The 18000-nt window shown below is 52.5% G+C and carries 5 protein-coding genes; 4 read left to right on the top strand and 1 reads right to left on the bottom strand.

All coding sequences use genetic code 11. The features are described 5' to 3' along the window. Window positions 1-102 precede the first annotated feature (102 nt). From E0E47_RS16640 to E0E47_RS16650, 3 genes are read left to right on the top strand one after another with little or no spacing between them, the layout of a single operon-like run. Window positions 103-1065: a FimB/Mfa2 family fimbrial subunit gene (locus E0E47_RS16640; RefSeq protein ID WP_130894229.1), complete on the top strand. Its 963-nt coding sequence runs from the start codon at window positions 103-105 to the stop codon at window positions 1063-1065. A gap of 31 nt (window positions 1066-1096) precedes the next feature. Beyond that, entirely contained in the window at window positions 1097-2056 is a 960-nt protein-coding gene (locus E0E47_RS16645) for a hypothetical protein (RefSeq protein ID WP_130894230.1), read from the top strand. Window positions 2057-2115: 59 nt separating this feature from the next. Further along, window positions 2116-13509 (top strand): right-handed parallel beta-helix repeat-containing protein, encoded by an 11394-nt coding sequence (locus E0E47_RS16650; protein WP_130894231.1) that lies wholly within the window; start codon window positions 2116-2118, stop codon window positions 13507-13509. 79 nt (window positions 13510-13588) lie between these two features. On the opposite strand, the gene uvrA is transcribed toward E0E47_RS16650, so the two are convergent. Then, window positions 13589-16396, bottom strand: coding sequence for an excinuclease ABC subunit UvrA (gene uvrA, locus E0E47_RS16655; RefSeq protein WP_130894232.1), 2808 nt, complete (start codon window positions 16394-16396; stop codon window positions 13589-13591). A 99-nt stretch (window positions 16397-16495) separates the two neighbouring features. Here uvrA and E0E47_RS16660 point away from each other — a divergent pair, with 99 nt between their 5' ends. Beyond that, complete coding sequence (locus E0E47_RS16660) at window positions 16496-17992, top strand: glycoside hydrolase family 10-like protein (RefSeq protein WP_040603025.1); 1497 nt, start codon at window positions 16496-16498, stop codon at window positions 17990-17992. Window positions 17993-18000 lie beyond the last annotated feature (8 nt).

Consider the following 18000-nt stretch of genomic DNA (forward strand, 5'->3'; position numbering starts at 1 on the left):
AGTCCACTCATCACAGCAAGGTTGTGCGGCTTTGTGCTGCACAGGCCGTGCGGCCTTGCTGTTTTTCAATAGCAGAATGAACAGAATTGAATAAGGATTTTGATGAAACGAATGAAGACGAACATAGACAGATATGGCATAGGGGCATGCATGGTGTGCGCTTTGTCCTTGGCCGCGTGTATAGACGAGGATTTGTCCGATTGTCCTACAGGCGTAGAGATGCGGGACATTACGGTATCCTACCAGATAGATTTGCAGCACGGGGTTGATCCAGAGTTCGACGATGCTTTGCATTCGCTTCATTTAGGTTTTTGGAATACGCCCCAAAGCCTGTATTATGACAAGATGTTTGCTCCGCAGGACATGCCGGAAGACCTCTATTTTAAGGTCACCCTTCCTATGGGCGATTACGACCATATCGCGGTGGCCAATCATAATAATGACATGGTGACGGGAGGCGTGCATGCTTTTGGGAATGACTTGTCCGGAGTATGTGTGGATGAAACGCCGGTGGCGGGAGATACAGTCCGGGCTTTGGCCTATGCTCCTTTTGTCGGCCTGTTGAGTTTGAAGTTGGAGAACCGGGACCAAGAGCACTACACGGTGCTGATGAGTCCGGTAGTGGGCAAGATGAAAATCCGCGTGAACCATCCTACCACGCTAGCGAACGTCAAGTGCTACCTGTCGCAGACCAAGGGCGGGTTCCGTTGTTGGGCCGATGAATATGTCGACCATGACAAGATGGTGACCGACGCTTCCGGTTTCAGGAAGACGGTAAGCGGCCAATGCGACGATTTCGTCTTTTATTGTTATCCCACCTTGGGAGAAGGTGTCCGCCGGTACGCCACGAAGACCACCGGCACGTGGAAATTGTATTTCTACTCTGAATTTGAAGATAAAATCATACAACATATATTTACCGTGACTGAACCCATAGAGGCGGGGCGCGTGTTGGAAGCCGAGTTCGACATCACCGAATCGGGGGGCGAATCCGTAGACATCACGGCCGGTGTGGAGATAGACACCGATTGGAAGCCGGGTAATGATTATGAAGGTGAAATGTAACTGGTTATGAACGATGTAAGGAGAAAAGGATATGGAGCATAAGGTACGGAAAGGGATGAAATGGCTGTGGCTCTTCTGTCTGCTGTGTTGGACGGCATGCGGAGGGGAAGAACCGGCCGGTGAGACTTTGTTGCCACCGAAGGATTGCGAAGTGACAGTGTCGGTGAGATTGGATGCTGCTTCTTTGAGAGGGATGGGAGACCCCGGTTCCGGTACGGGCGAAGGTACGGCAGAATGGACACGGATTGACATCTTCCTTGTGTACGATTGGGGGCAAGTGCTTCACTATTCGTTGGGTGAAGATTATGTGTCAGGCAAGGAACAAAAGTTTTACGCTTTTGCCGGAACGGTAAGGGATGTATATGCCGTGGCCTACAAGGAAACAGGCGTGACGACCGTGACGGCCTCTTCGGAACAGGGAATCCAAGACTTGCAGACGGCATTGCTTTCTGGTTTTTCTACGGCAGAAGAGAAAAAGGCCTATTTGCTCAGTCTTTTCAGCGGCCGGGCCGGAAAAGCCATAGAGGTCGAAAAGGAAAAGATTACCACAATCAAAGTAACCCTCCAACGGATAATAGCCAAAGTGGACGTGCAATGGGATGCTGAGGACGCTTATTCTCCCGAAGGTTATGTGGAAGCCCGGATGGGAAGCATCACACTTTACGGGACGGAAAGGGGATGGTTCTTCCCGCAATTCCATCAGGCGGAAGAAGCCCTTACGTACGCAGGCTATTACCAAGCAGACGATGCGGTGAGCGAACGTAACGGACGTACCTATTTCTACACCTTTTCCGGACAGAAGAATAAGTTTACATTCAGTGTGTCCCATAAGAAGAAGGGAGAAAGCGCAAGCGAGAAGACCGAATACACGGCGGAATTTCTTTCACCGTTGGATGCAGCCTCGTGGCATAAGGTGAACCTGTCTGTGAAAGGAACTTCCTTTGAGGCTGAAAGTCATGACTTGCAGCTGATGTCCAATCAAGGTAATTAACACGTAAAATCATTATAATCATGTATATGCCTGTAATCAATACATTCAATGTACGAAGGATGTCAGAAAGACGTTTTTCTTTGTTTATGGTGTTATGGGGGATGATGGCTTTGGCTGCCATGGCACAGACACGTTATTACGTGACTCCGGACGGTCAGGCTCCGAAGGTGGAAAATGCTTGGGACGGACCGTTTTACGGGTTGGAAGACGCTTTGTCGAAGGCTGTCCCCGGTGATGAAATTTGGGTGCAGGGACTTGAGGCAGGAGCCGTGTACAAAGTAGATGCCAAAGACAAGCCTTTTTTCCTGAAAGCTGGCGTGAGGCTCTATGGCGGTTTTTATGGAAATGAAACCGATGTGGAGCAGCGTGCCACGCAGGGGAAGGCCTGCAGCTTCACTTTCCGTTCGGTGCTTTCTGCCGACTTGAATGGCGATGACCGAATAGATCCTACGTCCTTGATTTATACGGGGAACACTACCCGGCAGGACAATGCGGTACGGGTATTGGAAGTGAGCGTGGATTGTGCGCAGTCGGATAACAAGAACAACGAGCGCTCGGTGGTGGACGGATTCACCATCATGGGCGGGCATGCGGAAGGGCAAAACGGTGGAGGAATAGAAGTGAAAGGCGGGGAGTATGCGTGCGCCTATACTATCAGCCGGTGCTTTTTCTTCAATAATTATGCCGCTCAGGGAGGAGCCCTTTATGTAGAGGGGAATGCCGATGAAGCTACGAACACGTCGTTGATAGAACGTTGCATGGTTTACAATAATGCGGCGGGCCAACGCGGGGAATTAAGAAATGCCGGGGGAGGAATTTGGTTGGAAGGTGCCGGCACGGTAGTGAATACTTCCGTGTTTAACAATGAGAATGGGGGAGTCCGTATATCTCCTTCCTCCCGTGTGGTCAATTCTACTGTGGCCCGCAATACTGTAGCCGGTATCGACATGACACGGCAGACGGATGATTATGCGGTGTTCAATACCGTGGTATGGGGGAATACGGCACTGTTTGATGAAATTAGCCCGAAGTTCAAATCTTCTTCTTACCATGAAGTGACGGATGCGGGTGGCATCGACGCAGATGGCAATATTTATGTAAGCGATAAAAACAACGACCGGTCCCAGGCTTCACCGTTCTTTTCCAGTCCCTCCCAAAAGACGAGTTTCGACCGTGATTTCGATTGGAACAATGATGCTTATCCGATTTGGGCATGGGAAGTGTTGGAGGGCTCTGCATTTATAGACAAAGGTGCCGACGAGGTCTACACGGATTATGGAGAAGTTGACTTGTCCGGTTATCCACGTTTTTCTAATGGCAGGATAGACATCGGTGCATACGAGTTTCAGGCGGTACCGGCCGAACGGGTATTGCGTGTCAAGCAAGGGGCTTCGTCGGTCGGTGCCGATGGCAAGAGTTGGGAGACAGCATTTCCGGATGTGCAGGCAGCCATCAACCGTTTGGCCGAGACCGGACAGGCGGGCGAGGTCTGGGTAGCCCAGGGAGAGTATGCTCCTACGGAGTTGATGGAGAACGGCAAGCAGCACACTGCGGCTTTCATCATGAAAGAAGGTATCAACGTTTATGGTGGTTTTGCCGGGACAGAGACCCGCAAGGGAGAGCGTAAGCTTAAGGACGGCGGCATACCTTGGGAATACGAGTACCTGACGGTATTGAAAGGGTCCGGTTACGTCAGTGAGGATGAGACGGGGCGGAAATGCGTATGGTCTGAAAATGACCAGAAATGGACGGTGAGCGGTAGCAATTCCAGTCATGTAGTATGGTTTGCCCGTATGGACGGGAGTGCTTTCACTCGTTCCACGGTACTTGATGGGGTGACCATTAAGGGAGGAAGTGCAAGGGTTGAATATGCGGGGGATTATGACGGCGACAGAGGGGGCGGTGTCTATATGCAGGCTAATGCCTACCTTAATAATTGTATTGTCACGGAGAATTCGGCCGAAGGGAACGGAGGCGCTGTATATATGGAAGGCGGATGTGTGAGCGGTTCGCTGATTTATAATAACAATGCCGATGGTAGCGGAGGAGGTGTTTACATGGACAATACGGGCATTGTCTTGCGGTCTATGTTGGCTAATAATTCGGCTGACGATGGAGGCGGAATATACATGGCAAGCCATGAAGCCTGGTTTGACGGGCGGCATCCGGAATATCTGATATTGTCTACTTCGGTGGTCAGTAACAATACGAGCCGTAAAAATGGTGCCGTATATTGCGACCGGGGAGGGGTGGTGTTGCATGCCACTATTACGAACAATAACACGCCGAATGGGGCAGATGCGAGTGCGAGCCGAACCTCCCGTACGGGTGGACTGTATGTGGACGAATATGCCTTGGTGGTGAATTCCGTATTGTGGAACAATCAGATTGATGGCATCAACGTTCCTGTTTATGCTGATAACTCTTCGGTGGATAAGGTGCGTTTCTTTTATACTGCTGTTTCTGGCATGGGCAATGCCGTGTGGAACAATACCCTCCAACAGAACTTGATTTCGCTGACGGAAGCCAATTCCCGTCCTGAGGAAAGTGTGATATCTCCGGACTTTGAAACGGAAAAGATGCCCCAGGATATCGGTGTGCAAGCCGGTTGGACTTCGGTGGATTATCATTGGATACCCCAAACCGGGTCTAATTTACGGGCCAGGGGACTTACATTGGGGCAGTTTCCCGAAGACGTTTTGCTGAATCCGGAATTGGATATTCGCGGGACGCTTTTCGCACAGAAACCTTGCTTGGGCGCCGTGGCCGTCAAGGCCATGCCGTTGCATCCGCAGGAAGACGGGGATGTCATCCGTTTGTATGTGGATATGGAGTGTACCACTCCGAGCCACGACGGAAGCAGTTGGGAGAAAGCTTATCGTTCCGTCAATGAGGCCATAGCTTGCTTCGCAGCTTATGATGAGGAGAAAGCCCGTGGAAAATCATTCGAGATTTGTATTACAGAAGGAGATTGTTATCCGCGCTATGCCTTTACCAATTTGGATCCTAAGACGGCTACTGTGAATGTATCGAGAATGCCGGGCGGGGCGACGTTGACGATTAAGGGCGGTTATCAGAGAATGGAAGGAGGAGTGGGAGAACGCGATCCTTTGACATATCGTACTTGGATTAATGGGAATCCCGATGGTACGGCTCTGGAAGACGGCATTTACCATTGCATTACCGTCGAGGCAGGAGCCAAGGTGGTGTTCGACGGATTGCATGTTACAGGAGGATATGCTGCCGGGGAAGCTACAAGTACCCAAGGGGCAGGTTTGTTGGTGGCTTCCGGAGCCGACGTTACCGTGAGGAATACGGTTTTCGAGAATAATACGGCGGTGAACGGTGCGGCTATTTCGGCTTCCGCAGCTAAGCTGACGTTAGAGAATTGTGTGGTCAACAATAATACGAATACTACGGAAACCAATCCGGTCATTTTGTGCAACGACCTTACGATGTACCATGTCACCGTGGTGAACAACATGGGGTCGGCTCCTGCCGATATGGGGGCTTCTTCTTTTTCTGCCGGGAACACGGCGGGGGCTGACACGTTCACCGGAGCTTCCTTGGGGGTTGAAGGGGCTAAAAACTTTGCCAATCCCACGAATCAAGCCGGTGCGACCATGGGATATGACACTTATCTGGGCGGCTATTCCAGTTTCTTGCCGAATACCAGTTCCGCTGAGGCCGGAAGCTTGATAAACAAGGCTGCCGGGACACCTTCGCATTTGGATAAGGACATTGTCGGGAAAGGGCGTAATTTAGGTGGTATGCCGGACAAAGGTGCTTACGAGGCCGACCTGCCGGAGAACGGGACAGTGCTTTATGTCACGGCCGGCGGGGCAGGCCGCAAAGACGGCTCGTCATGGGAAAATGCCATTGCGGGCAATGAGGTTTACGACCTTGGCAGAAAAAACACATTAGGTGTTTCCACAACAGATTCGCGTTATGTGGGTTTCTATGATGCTTCGGCCCGTCCTTATGGTGAGACTTCCGGAGCTAGCAAGTTGTTTTTCGAGCATCTCAATGAAAATAATCTGGAGGCCAGTAATGTGAATTACAAGACGGAATTTCATGGTGGAGTGACCCATGTGACGGGTGCCTCTGGTATCAATATCCGTAACAAACGTTATGAACGGTATATTGGCGGATTGCAATATGCCGTAGAGCGTGCGGCGTCTTCTGCCGAGAGCGGCCAGCGTGTACAGGTATGGGTGGCCGGAGGAACTTATACCGACTATAAGGGTTTCGTCATCCGAGACAAGGTGGAGGTATTGGGCGGTTTCCCGGCTTCCGGAACACCGGGTTTGGATGACCGCCATCCGTTGCTCTCGCAATACATCCCGGCCAATCAGGAGTCGGAGGGCTTGGAGAAGAATTTATATGAAACGATTTTGCAGATACAGGAAACCAATCCGGTTAACAATTCCGGTAGTTTGCCGGGTAGGACCCGTAAGCCTGTGTTGTTCCAACCGGATGTGTGTTTGCCGACCAAATCACCGTCGGGTCGGGAGAGTTCGTATAGCTATTGGGAATGGGGATGGACTTGGAATGATTGGAGCAACCATTGGATAAATAAAGGTTATGGCAACTCCGTTCCTGGAGCGGATGAGACAGCTTCCAACACCTACCGTTGGGAGAACCAAGAAGGAGGTTATGTGGAATATGAAGGAGCCACATGGGACGGTTTCACAATCCGTCACGGATTTTATAAGGGTTACCAAGCCAATCGAGATGGTGGTGCAGGCGTGCGCATGTTCCGTGGCGTGACCTTGCAGAATTGCGTGGTGACGGAAAACTACAATTCCTCCGGTTGTACGCGTGGGGCGGGGATTTATTGTGACGGAGAGAACAGCAAGGTGGTCAATTGTTTTATCCTGAACAACCGTAACGAAGGTGGCGAATCATACGGCGGTGGCATGTACATGATTCTCGGTACCGGGTATAACAACTTGGTGGCTAACAATTATGCACAAACCCATGGGGGTGGTATCTTTATCGAAGCGGCCACTTTCTACAACAATACGATTGCTTATAATCAGTCTAACGGAACGGGCGGATTGCATCAGTATTTTAGTGACAGTTATGGTTCTGCCAACTTACGTCTTTACAACTGTTTGATTTATGGCAACAGCAATGCCGCGTTGGGCTTTGTGGACGTGACAAAATTCAATGGGGCGTACAATAGTTACATACAGTCGAACGTAACTTTAAGCGACGAAGTCTTACGTCGGCTTCACGACTGTTATTCGGGTAGTGCTGCATCGTCCAATCCTTTCGAAAAGGGAGATGAGGCCGCGACCGAGAATAATTACAGGTTGAGTGCTGCCACGGTCTGCTTGAACCATGGTACGGAAGATTTGGGAGACAATATATCCCTTCCCGCCACAGATGTTGACTTCACCGACCGTATCAAGGACTGTACGGTGGACATCGGGGCATACGAGCGGAACAATGAAGATGCCGTGAAGGCTGATGCCGACGGAATATTTTATGTGACTTTCAACGGAAAAGGGACTGCCGTGGGAGATTCTCCTGCGAATGCGGCCTGCGCCATGAAGTTGCAGGAAGTGTTGAATGCAGCCGGACGGTTGGCGGCAAGCCGAGACGGAGTGACGGTGAAGATAGCCGGGTACGAAGGAGCTAATGTAGAGGGAGTGGTTTATCATGCCAATACGCTGTCTGATCCCAAAGACCCGCAAAGTTATACTTTCGTCATTCCTGCGGGGGTGACGGTCAAGGGTGGTTATTGGGAAGGTACGTCTACGGAGGAAGGAAACTGGGATGAGGCATCTCCACGCGATGCAGCCCGTTATATGACTGTGTTGAGCGCGGTTTCCGAGGCCACAGGTACGCGTCAAGAGGTGAACGGCTACCATGCCGTGCAGTTTGGCACGGAAGCCACGGCGGCATTGGAGAAGCCGGCTGTGCTCGACGGTGTCTATTTGGAGGACGGACAGGCTACGTCTACCGTCGGGTATGGAGATTCAAGAACCCGGGGGGGCGGAACCATTGTGCCAAAGAATGCCCATGTGCGCAACTGTGTGGTGCGTAACAATACGGCTACGGAAGGTGGCGGGCTGTTCGTTTTGCCCGGTGGACGGGTTTCCGGATGCGGTGTGATGGGCAATACGGCTGAAAAGGGAGCCGGTATCTATGCCGGTACCGAAGGGAAAGATATGAGCCAAGTGGAAACGCGTTCTTATATTATCTCCTCCACGGTGGCAGGGAACACGGCTACAGGTACGGGGGGCGGTATATTTGTGGAGCGTGGTGCGGCGTTGACAGCCAATACCGTGGTATGGGGCAATACGGCTCCTAGCGACAAGAACGTGAGCGGTATCACGCAAGAGGTTTACCCGGATGCTTTGTTTGCTTCTATCGACTCCAAGGTGACGGCTTTCTACCCGTTTAATAACTGTTTCGTGGAGACGTATGAAATGCCGTCCAATTACGGCAACAAGTCAATGACCACGGAGTGGAAACTTTATTTCAAAAACGACTATTATGTGCCAAGGGAGTTCTCGGCATTGATCAAGCATGGGGCATCGGTAAGGTTTCAGAAGAATTGGGTGGACAAACTTGATGTTTCTATTTACGATATGCAAGGCAATCTTCGTGCGGAGAATACAAGTGACGAAGAATCTCTGATAGATGCAGGAGCCTATGCGCATCCCGGGGGGACGATGAAGATTCCGGAGAATGCGCATGAGGTGGTGCGGCGCATTTTCGTATCTCCTCTCAACAATACGGAATTGACAGAGGAAGAAGCCGGAAAGGAGGGCGAATTGTTGGGATGTTCGTTCTATACCAGTCTTTTCCATTTGGGCGATGCTTTGAAGTATATCCGCCAGGTACGGGCATCCAAGGTCATTCCAAATGCAAAGGACATTGAATTTGAAATCTGGTTGGCTGAAGGCACGTATAAGCCTTTGTACACTCGTGAAGGTGGGGCGGACGAGAGTGCGGGAGAACCAAGCCAACGTGACAATTCGTATGTCATTCCAGACAATGTCAAGTTGTTCGGTGGGTTTAAGGGAGACGAACCGTATGCCTGGGGGGAGATATCCTTGGTGAATGCAAGCGGAGTTCATTTTGAGGATATATCAAATTATGCTCCTGAACAGATACAGGATTTGTTGAACAAACGTGAATCAGGAGAGTTTAGCGGGAACGGTGTGAAAGAGCCCTGGGATTTTGCCCACCAGACCATCCTTTCCGGACGTGTGAATGTGGCTGAAGGCGCACGTAACGTGTACCATGTGATATATAGTAGGGCAGAAGACGACGTTACGGACAGCAAGGGCGTGGTATTGGACGGATTGACCATTATGGATGGCGAGACGGCTTCTACATTGGAAGGACAGAAGGAATTTGGACGAGGAGGCGGTATATATACCTATGGCGTAGACTATACATTGAATCGATGCCGGCTGTTGAATAATAAGGCTGTGCGCGGAGGCGCATTGCATGCCTTGAATGCGGATGTCGTCGTATCCGGTTCCGTGTTTGCCGGAAACGGTACGGTGGATAATCCTAAGGTAGGAGAAGGGACTACGGTGAATGACGTCCGGGGAGGAGCGGTATACGTGGCCGGAAGCCGCGGTGGAAAGGCTTCGTTCAAAGCCGTCAATACGCTTTGGGTGAACAACGAGGCAGACGGGGCTTTGGACGGACAACCTTCGATGGGAGGTGCCTTGGCTACGAGCGGTGAAGATGTTACGGTGGAATTGATGAACAATACCCTTGCAAGGAACAAGGCCAGTAAATATGCGGCTTTATATGTGCCCGGCGGGTTACTGACCAATACGGTGGTATGGGGCAATGAAGGGGAAGGTGCACCGGTATCAGTAGCTAAAATGGTCTATTCAGCTTCCGATGTACCGTTGGAAGATAATGTGGTGTCGACCGGATTTGTACAGCTTGATTCCCGAAACAACCATATTGACGGGCCACGTTTCTCCCGTCCCTCCACGGTGGCCGGTGTCGAAGGATATGTGTCGGATGCACGTTGGAATCCGGGAGCTATTTCTGTTTTGGTAGATGCCGGTCATGGTGAAAAAACAGTCGGGGGAGAGGAATCGGGAGCTTACTGTGAATGGATGAACAGCAATAAGGAGGCGTACCAAGGATACATGGCGGGGGACAAACGTTATGCCGGCCCGAAGGATGAACAGGGACAAGAGCAAGACAAGAAGATAGATATAGGTTTGTATGAATACCAGTATCCGACTAACCTGTATAGCTTGGATGCCGTCTACGTGGCTACGGAAGAAAGCGGCGACCGTTCGGGGGAGAGTTGGGAGAATGCTACTTCCGACTTGCGGGGCGCTTTGAATGCAATGGCCAATTCCACCGGTTCGCAAACTAATCCTTCGACCATCCAGAAAAAGGTATTCATCAAAGCCGGTGAATATAGTATTAAGACCAATTTGTACACGGGCAATGTGGCTTACCAAATCAATATGGGCACAACGGAGGATATCGTGACAAAGAGTCTGACGGTGAAAGGCTCTTATAACGATGCTGGTAAACAGGATTTTGGCCAACCTACGGTAATATCGGCTAAGGATGGGAATACCATCCTGTTGGATGTCAGTACCAAGGGTAAGCCGGTGACTGTGGAGGGCTTGACATTCCGTAGCGGTAATACCGGTGTCCGGGCCAATGCTTCCGGCGAAGGCAAGCTCACATTGAAGAATGTGGCTTCACGCGCCAATATTACAGGCATCGACTTGACGGAGAGCAACGGGGATATTCTGATTGTGAATACCTTGATGGGCGACGGGCAGACTGGACTGAGAGCCACGACAGGAACCACGGTGGTCAATGCCACCTTTGCGCAAAACCAGAGGAAGGCTGTGGAAGGCACCCCGAAAGCGGTGTACAACTCCGTGGCATGGAGGAACGGCGAGGAGTTGGACGGGTTGTCCGGAAATGGAAATGTCTCTTTGGGAACAGCTGAGAACAGCGACATTGAGCATGGACCGAACTTTGTGGATCCGGATAATGGGGATGTTTTGTCACGTGACTACCGTATCCGTCCTAACCTGACTTTGTTGGACAAAGGCGACAATGCGGCCTATCAGCGTGAGGTGTTGGGAAAAGAAGATGAACCGATTCCGTCTGCCGAAAGCGATTTGGCCGGAAGCCAGCGTGCGGTGGGAGAAGGCATCGACGTGGGAGCATACGAATATGCGTCGGAATTGAAACCGGTGATTTATGTGAAAGCCGGTGTGGCAGGAGGAGACCAAAGTGGAAGCGACTGGGCCAATGCCATGGGCGATTTGCAAGGGGCTGCCGATTTGGCTACAGTATATGCCCAGGGCCACGAAGGGGAGAACGGTTACGTGTTTGTACACGGGAACGTGAAAGGCTTGCCGTTGCGCCTGGCCCGCCAGAATGTGAAAGTGTATGGCAGCATGGCCGATGAGGCCGGAGAAACACCCGACGCCGTGTTGGCGGCACGGAAGGGCTTGTTGGAAGTTTCCGGACGTTCTTCCTTGTCCTCCCTGGAAATGACCGGTGCCAGTGTGGTGGACGGCTTTGAAGTGAAGGGCGAAGATAACAGAGTTTCCGCAGGCATGTTGTCTACTTCTATCCTTGCATCCGGCAGCAAGTTGGATTTGGGAACCGGTGGAGTATTATATAATAGTATTGTGGACGGGGCGACCGTGGACGGGCAAGGAAAGGCCGTGAACGTGACGGCTGTGAACGGCGGCACGTTGGGCGATGCCTCGAAGGAAAACACGGTGGAGGCCGGACAGGAGAACGGTTATGTGGCCGATGGATATTGGGCATACCAGTTGAAGGAAACGGATACCGGGAATATCGATGGCGGGAAAACGGATATCGAGACTTACATGACGAGGGCCGGACATGAGAAAGACCTTGCGGGTAACCTGCGTGTGCGTGGCACGGTGGACAACGGCTGTTTCGAGACATGGAACGTGGAGGGGAGCGCGGAGGTGACGGACGGTGACTATCCGCATGGAAAGTCAGTGGTGTACGTGCGCGAAGGCGGTGAACTGCGCCTGAAGCGCGGCTATGCTTCCGCATCGCCTTTCAACCCCGGGTTCTTGTTGTTGGAACACGGTGCCGGCTTGTGGGGCGGAGGCAGGCAAGTCGCTTTGACGCACTTTGCCGCAGAACGCAAACTGGTGGCGGATAACGGATATAAGGACTTGGTGGCTATGCCATTCCGTGTAGACCGTATGACAGTGGACGGGAAAGAGGATACCCAAGTAGGCATATTCCGGTATGACGGGAATTTGCGTGCAGGACATGACTACGCTTTCGAGGAGAGTGATTCGAAAGCTTGGAGGGATATTTCTTCGGGTGTGCTTGAGGCTGTGACGGAAGGGTTGCTCTTTGAGGCACCGGAAGGACATGACAAGGACATGACCCTGCGTTTCTATGGAACGGATTACAAGGAAGACGGACAGCCGAAGAGCATCGAATTGAAGCAGTATAATTTCAATGCTCCTTGGAGTTCCGCTGATGAAGACGGGGATAAGTTCACCCATAAGGAGAACATGGGATGGAACCTCTTCGGTTCGCCATACCTCTGTACGATGAACTACGAGGATATGGAATATGGCCGTGTGGTGTATGGCTATGCCAATGATGGGTATTACACGGCTATGGGCTTGTCATCCGACGGTACGCGTGTACAGGGTAATATTCCTGCGGGCAGCGCAGTCTTTACGCAGACGGCAACCCTGAAAGAAAAGGAGACGTTTGACGTGGGGATGCGTGCCGAAGAAGTGCAGGAACCGGTACGTAGTACGGACTTGGCGCTTTATATTGCGCCTGAAGCAGGCAAGCGAGGCGTGGAAACCGGTGGCATCCATGACGAGTTGCAGTTGATGGCGGTGCCGTCGGAAGAAGCCTCGATGGAATTCGACTTGGCGCACGACGGCGTGAAATGGATGAACGACAACGGCGAACCTGAAATCTTTGCCGTACGCGACGGCGGACGTTATTCGTTGCTTTCGGCCATCGACCGTGAAGGCAAGATAGGCGTGGGCGTAAGCCTGCCCGAAGCGGGAATGTACTCCATCGGCATTCCGGAAGACTGCGAGGCCGGGGATTATGAATATGTGATACTGAAAGATGCAGTGACGGGCAAGGCGGCCGACCTGAAAGAAGGGGCTTACTCGTTCCGGACGGCGGAAGCGGGAGTCGCTGAGGGACGCTTTACTTTGAGTTTCAAACGTATGGATGCAGACCAACGGCATGATATATATGTGAAGTCCGGTATGGGCAAGGCCACCGTGTTTGGTGTGGCCGACGGCGATGCCGTGACCGTGGTGACGGTCGACGGTAAGATTGTGGCTACCGAGGAGGCTACAGGAAACGAAGTGGCTTTTGTACTGGCAAGAGGGGCTTACCTCTTCAAGGTGGCCGGTGCCGACGGACGGACTACTGTGGTAAAAGCCATGGTCCGGTAGAGGATAGTGGATTTTAAGGTTGGTGAAGCCCCTTGCACGGTGAATGTGCGAGGGGCTTCTTATATGGTCAGGCCGGACTTCAGAGCTTTTCTTTCAGGTAGCGGCCCGTATAGCTGTCCGGGCAGGCCGCTACTTCGTGCGGTGTGCCGCACACGACCACGTTGCCGCCTTGCGCGCCTCCTTCCGGACCGAGGTCGATGATGTGGTCGGCACATTTTATGACATCCATGTTGTGTTCGATGATGACGAGCGTGTGGCCGCGCAGGATGAGGGCGTCGAAAGCCGCCAACAGGCGTTTGATGTCATGGAAATGCAGCCCCGTGGTCGGTTCGTCGAAGATGAAAATGGTAGGTTCCACCTTTTCCATGCCGAGATAGTAGGCTAGTTTCACGCGTTGGTTCTCGCCGCCCGATAGGGTGTTGGACGATTGTCCCAACTTGATGTAGCCCAGTCCCACGTCTTGTAGTGGTTTGAGCTTTTTGGAAATCTTGGCTTGCCCCTGTGCGTCGAAGAACTCGATGGCTTGGTTCACTGTCATGTTGAGCACGTCGTAAATGTTCTGCCCGCCGAATTTCACCTCCAACAGGTCGCTTTTGAACCGTTTGCCGTGGCATGACTCGCATTCCAGCACGAGGTCGGCCATGAACTGCATTTCCACCGTGACTGTCCCTTCGCCCTTGCATTCCTCGCAACGTCCGCCTTCGGTGTTGAAAGAGAAGAAGCCGGGCGTGAAACCCATTTGTTGGGACAGCGGTTGTGCGGCGAACAGTTTGCGTATCTCGTCGTAAGCCTTGATATAAGTGACGGGGTTGCTGCGCGAGGATTTTCCGATGGGGTTCTGGTCCACGAACTCGATATTTTTTACCATTTGCAGGTCGCCTTCCAGTCCGAGGAACTCTCCCGGGCGGTCTGCCACTTCGTCGAACTGCCTTTTCATGGCACGGTAGAAGATGTCGCGCACGAGGGTGGACTTGCCTGAGCCGCTGACTCCCGTGACCACCGTCATGACGTTGAGCGGGAAGCGTACGTCGATGCCGCGCAGGTTGTTGGCCCGTGCGCCTTTCACTTCGATATAGTTTGTCCATGGGCGTACGCTGTCCGGCAAGGCGATGGTTTCCTGCCCCGTCAGGTATTTCACGGTGTAGCTCCGTGTGCCCTGCGGTTTCTCGGCCAACATCTGCTGTAGGTCGCCTTGGAACACCACCTCACCGCCCAATCGTCCGGCCTGCGGTCCGATGTCGATGATGTAGTCTGCCGCACGGATGATTTCCTCGTCATGTTCTACCACGATGACCGTGTTGCCTAATTGTTGTAATTGCCGGAGCACACGGATGAGTTTGTCCGTGTCGCGGCTGTGTAGTCCGATGCTCGGTTCGTCTAAGATATAGAGCGAACCCACCAGGCTGCTGCCCAATGACGTGGCCAGGTTGATGCGTTGGCTTTCGCCGCCCGAAAGCGTGTTGCTCAGGCGGTTCAGGGTGAGGTATCCCAGTCCTACGTCGAGCAGGAAACGGATGCGGTTGTTGATTTCTGTGAGTAGGCGTTTGCCCACTTCCGCCTCGTGGGCGGTGAGCGTCAGCGTGTCGAAGAACTTCTTCAGTTCGGTGACGGGCAGGTCTACCAAATCCGAAATGGCCCGCCCGCCCACTTTCACATATCCGGCTTCGGGACGCAGGCGCGTGCCGTGGCATTGGGGGCAGATCGTCTTGCCCCGGTAACGCGCCAACATGACGCGGTTCTGTATTTTGTATTGGTCTTTTTCCAACATCTTGAAGAAGTTGTCGATGCAGACTTCCTCATCGGGCGATGAAGCACCGGCCGTCCCGTGCCATAGATAATCTTTTTGTTCCCGGGTCAACTTGTAATAGGGTTCAAAAATAGGGAAGTTCACTTTCTGAGCCCTACGGCAGAACTCCGTTTTCCATTCGCCCATCTTTTCTCCGCGCCAACAGACCACGGCTCCGTCGTACACGCTGAGGGCCGAGTTGGGGATGACCAACTTTTCGTCGATGCCGATGACCCGTCCGAATCCCTCGCATACGGGGCAGGCACCGACCGGCGAGTTGAAGGCGAACAAATTGTCCGTCGGTTCCTCGAACGTGATGCCGTCCGCTTCAAAACGTGTGGAAAAGGAGTGCAGGATACCCGACGGCGCGATGCGCAGCATACATTGCCCGTTCCCTTCATAAAAGGCGGTTTCGGCCGAGTCTGTCAGTCGGGAAATACTGTCTTTGCTGTCATCGCAACTCATGCGGTCGATGAGCAGATGGATGGTGCGGTGTTCGCCTTTCGACGGGTCCGAGGACAGTTCCAACATGAAGTCTTCGATGCGCACGACCTCGCCGTCCACTTCGATGCGCGAGAATCCTTGCTTGAAGTCGCTGTCCAGTTGCTCTTGAAGGGTACGTCCTTCACGGACCTGCAACGGGGCGAGTACGGTGAAGCGCGTGCCTTTGGAGTAGGACAACATACATTGCACTACGTCTTCCGTGGTGTTTTTTTTCACTTCCTGACCGCTCACGGGGGAGAAAGTGTGCCCGATACGGGCATACAACAGGCGCAGGTACTCGTAAATTTCAGTGGAAGTCCCTACGGTGGAACGGGGATTGCGGCTGCTCACCTTTTGCTCGATGGCGATGGCGGGCGGGATGCCTTTGATGTAGTCGCATTCCGGTTTGCTCATTCGTCCGAGAAACTGCCGGGCGTAAGCCGACAGGCTCTCCACGTAGCGTCGCTGTCCTTCGGCGTAGAGCGTGTCGAACGCTAGCGAAGACTTGCCCGATCCGGACAGGCCGGTGATGACAATCAGTTTATTGCGCGGAATGTCCAGGTCGATATTCTTCAGGTTGTTCACCCTTGCCCCCTTGATGTGTATGTAGTCGTTCATCAGTTGTTTTCGTTAATTGTCCTTATGTTTGCAAAGTTAGTCAATGTTTGGCAAAGGCATGATGGATTTTTATTGTATTTTTGCACGGAAATAACGTGTATGATGAATAAAAAATCACTTTTGCTTTTGATGATGTGGCTTTGCAGCTTTGCGTTGCAGGCCCAGTTGTCGCCCAAACGGGAGTTTCGCGGCGCATGGATACAGTGTGTGAACTATCAGTTTATGGGGTTGGGTACGGCAGAGATGCAGCGTACGCTGACGTACCAGTTGAATGAACTGCAAAAGTGCGGTATCAATGCCATACTGTTTCAGGTGCGCCCCGAGTTCGACGCGCTTTATGCCAGCAGCTTCGAACCGTGGAGCCGTTATCTGACCGGAAAGCAAGGCACGCCGCCTTCTCCCTATTGGGATCCGTTGCAATGGATGATAGCCCAATGTCATGCACGGGGTATGGAGCTGCATGCCTGGATCAATCCTTACCGGGCCAAAACGAAGGGTACGAAGGAACTGGCTGCCACACATGATTACAGAAAGCATCCCGGGCGGTATTTCTGGTATGGCGAACAACTGATTATGGATCCGGGGATGCCTGAGAACCGGGACTACATTTGCAACGTCGTGACGGACATCCTGTTGCGTTATGACGTGGATGGCATTCATATCGACGATTACTTTTATCCTTATCCCGAAAGCGGTTTGCGCATCCCGGACGACCAGACGTATGCGCGTTACGGGAACGGGATGAACCGCGATGACTGGCGGCGGGAGAACGTGAACCTTTTCATCCGCCAGTTGCACGACTGCATCCATGCCGTGAAGCCTTGGGTGAAGTTCGGCGTGTCTCCTTTCGGTATTTACCGTAACTTGAAGAGCGACCCGGAGAACGGCAGCAATACGCGCGGACTGCAGAACTATGACGATCTCTATGCCGATGTGCTGAAGTGGGTGAAGGAAGGTTGGGTGGATTATAACATTCCTCAGGTGTATTGGGAAATCGGGCATTCCGCAGCAGATTATGATACACTGATACGTTGGTGGAGCGAGCATGCCGGCCACAGGCCGCTCATCATCGGGCAGGACGTGGACCGCACGGTAGCCAAAGCCGACCCCGTGGACCCGAACAAACACCAGATGGAGCGCAAGATGGCCTTGCAACGTTCGCTGCCTAACATCGAGGGCAGTTGCCAATGGTATGCCAAGGCCGTGGTGGACAACAAAGGAAACTATGGCACGATGTTGCGCAACTATTACCACCGTTATCCGGCTTTGCAGCCTGAGATGCCGTGGATAGACCACAAGCGGCCGAAGAAGGTGCGCAAGCTGACTGCCTTGTGGACGGAAGACGGCTACATGCTGTTTTGGCGTGCGCCAAGGGGAAAAGGCGAGATGGACCGTGCGTGTCAATACGTGGTTTACCGTTTTGCCGAGGGCGAGCCTGTAGATTTGGAATATGCCGAGAATATCGTGGCGATTACGCCGAACACTTTCTATAAACTGCCGTACGAGGACGGAAACCGGAAATATACGTATGTGGTGACGGCACTCGACCGTCTGCAAAACGAGTCGAAAAAGGTGAAGAAGAAAATACGTCTTTAGAATTGTAT

The organism is Paraprevotella xylaniphila YIT 11841, assembly GCF_900683745.1.
In the GTDB taxonomy this organism is placed as follows: domain Bacteria; phylum Bacteroidota; class Bacteroidia; order Bacteroidales; family Bacteroidaceae; genus Paraprevotella; species Paraprevotella xylaniphila.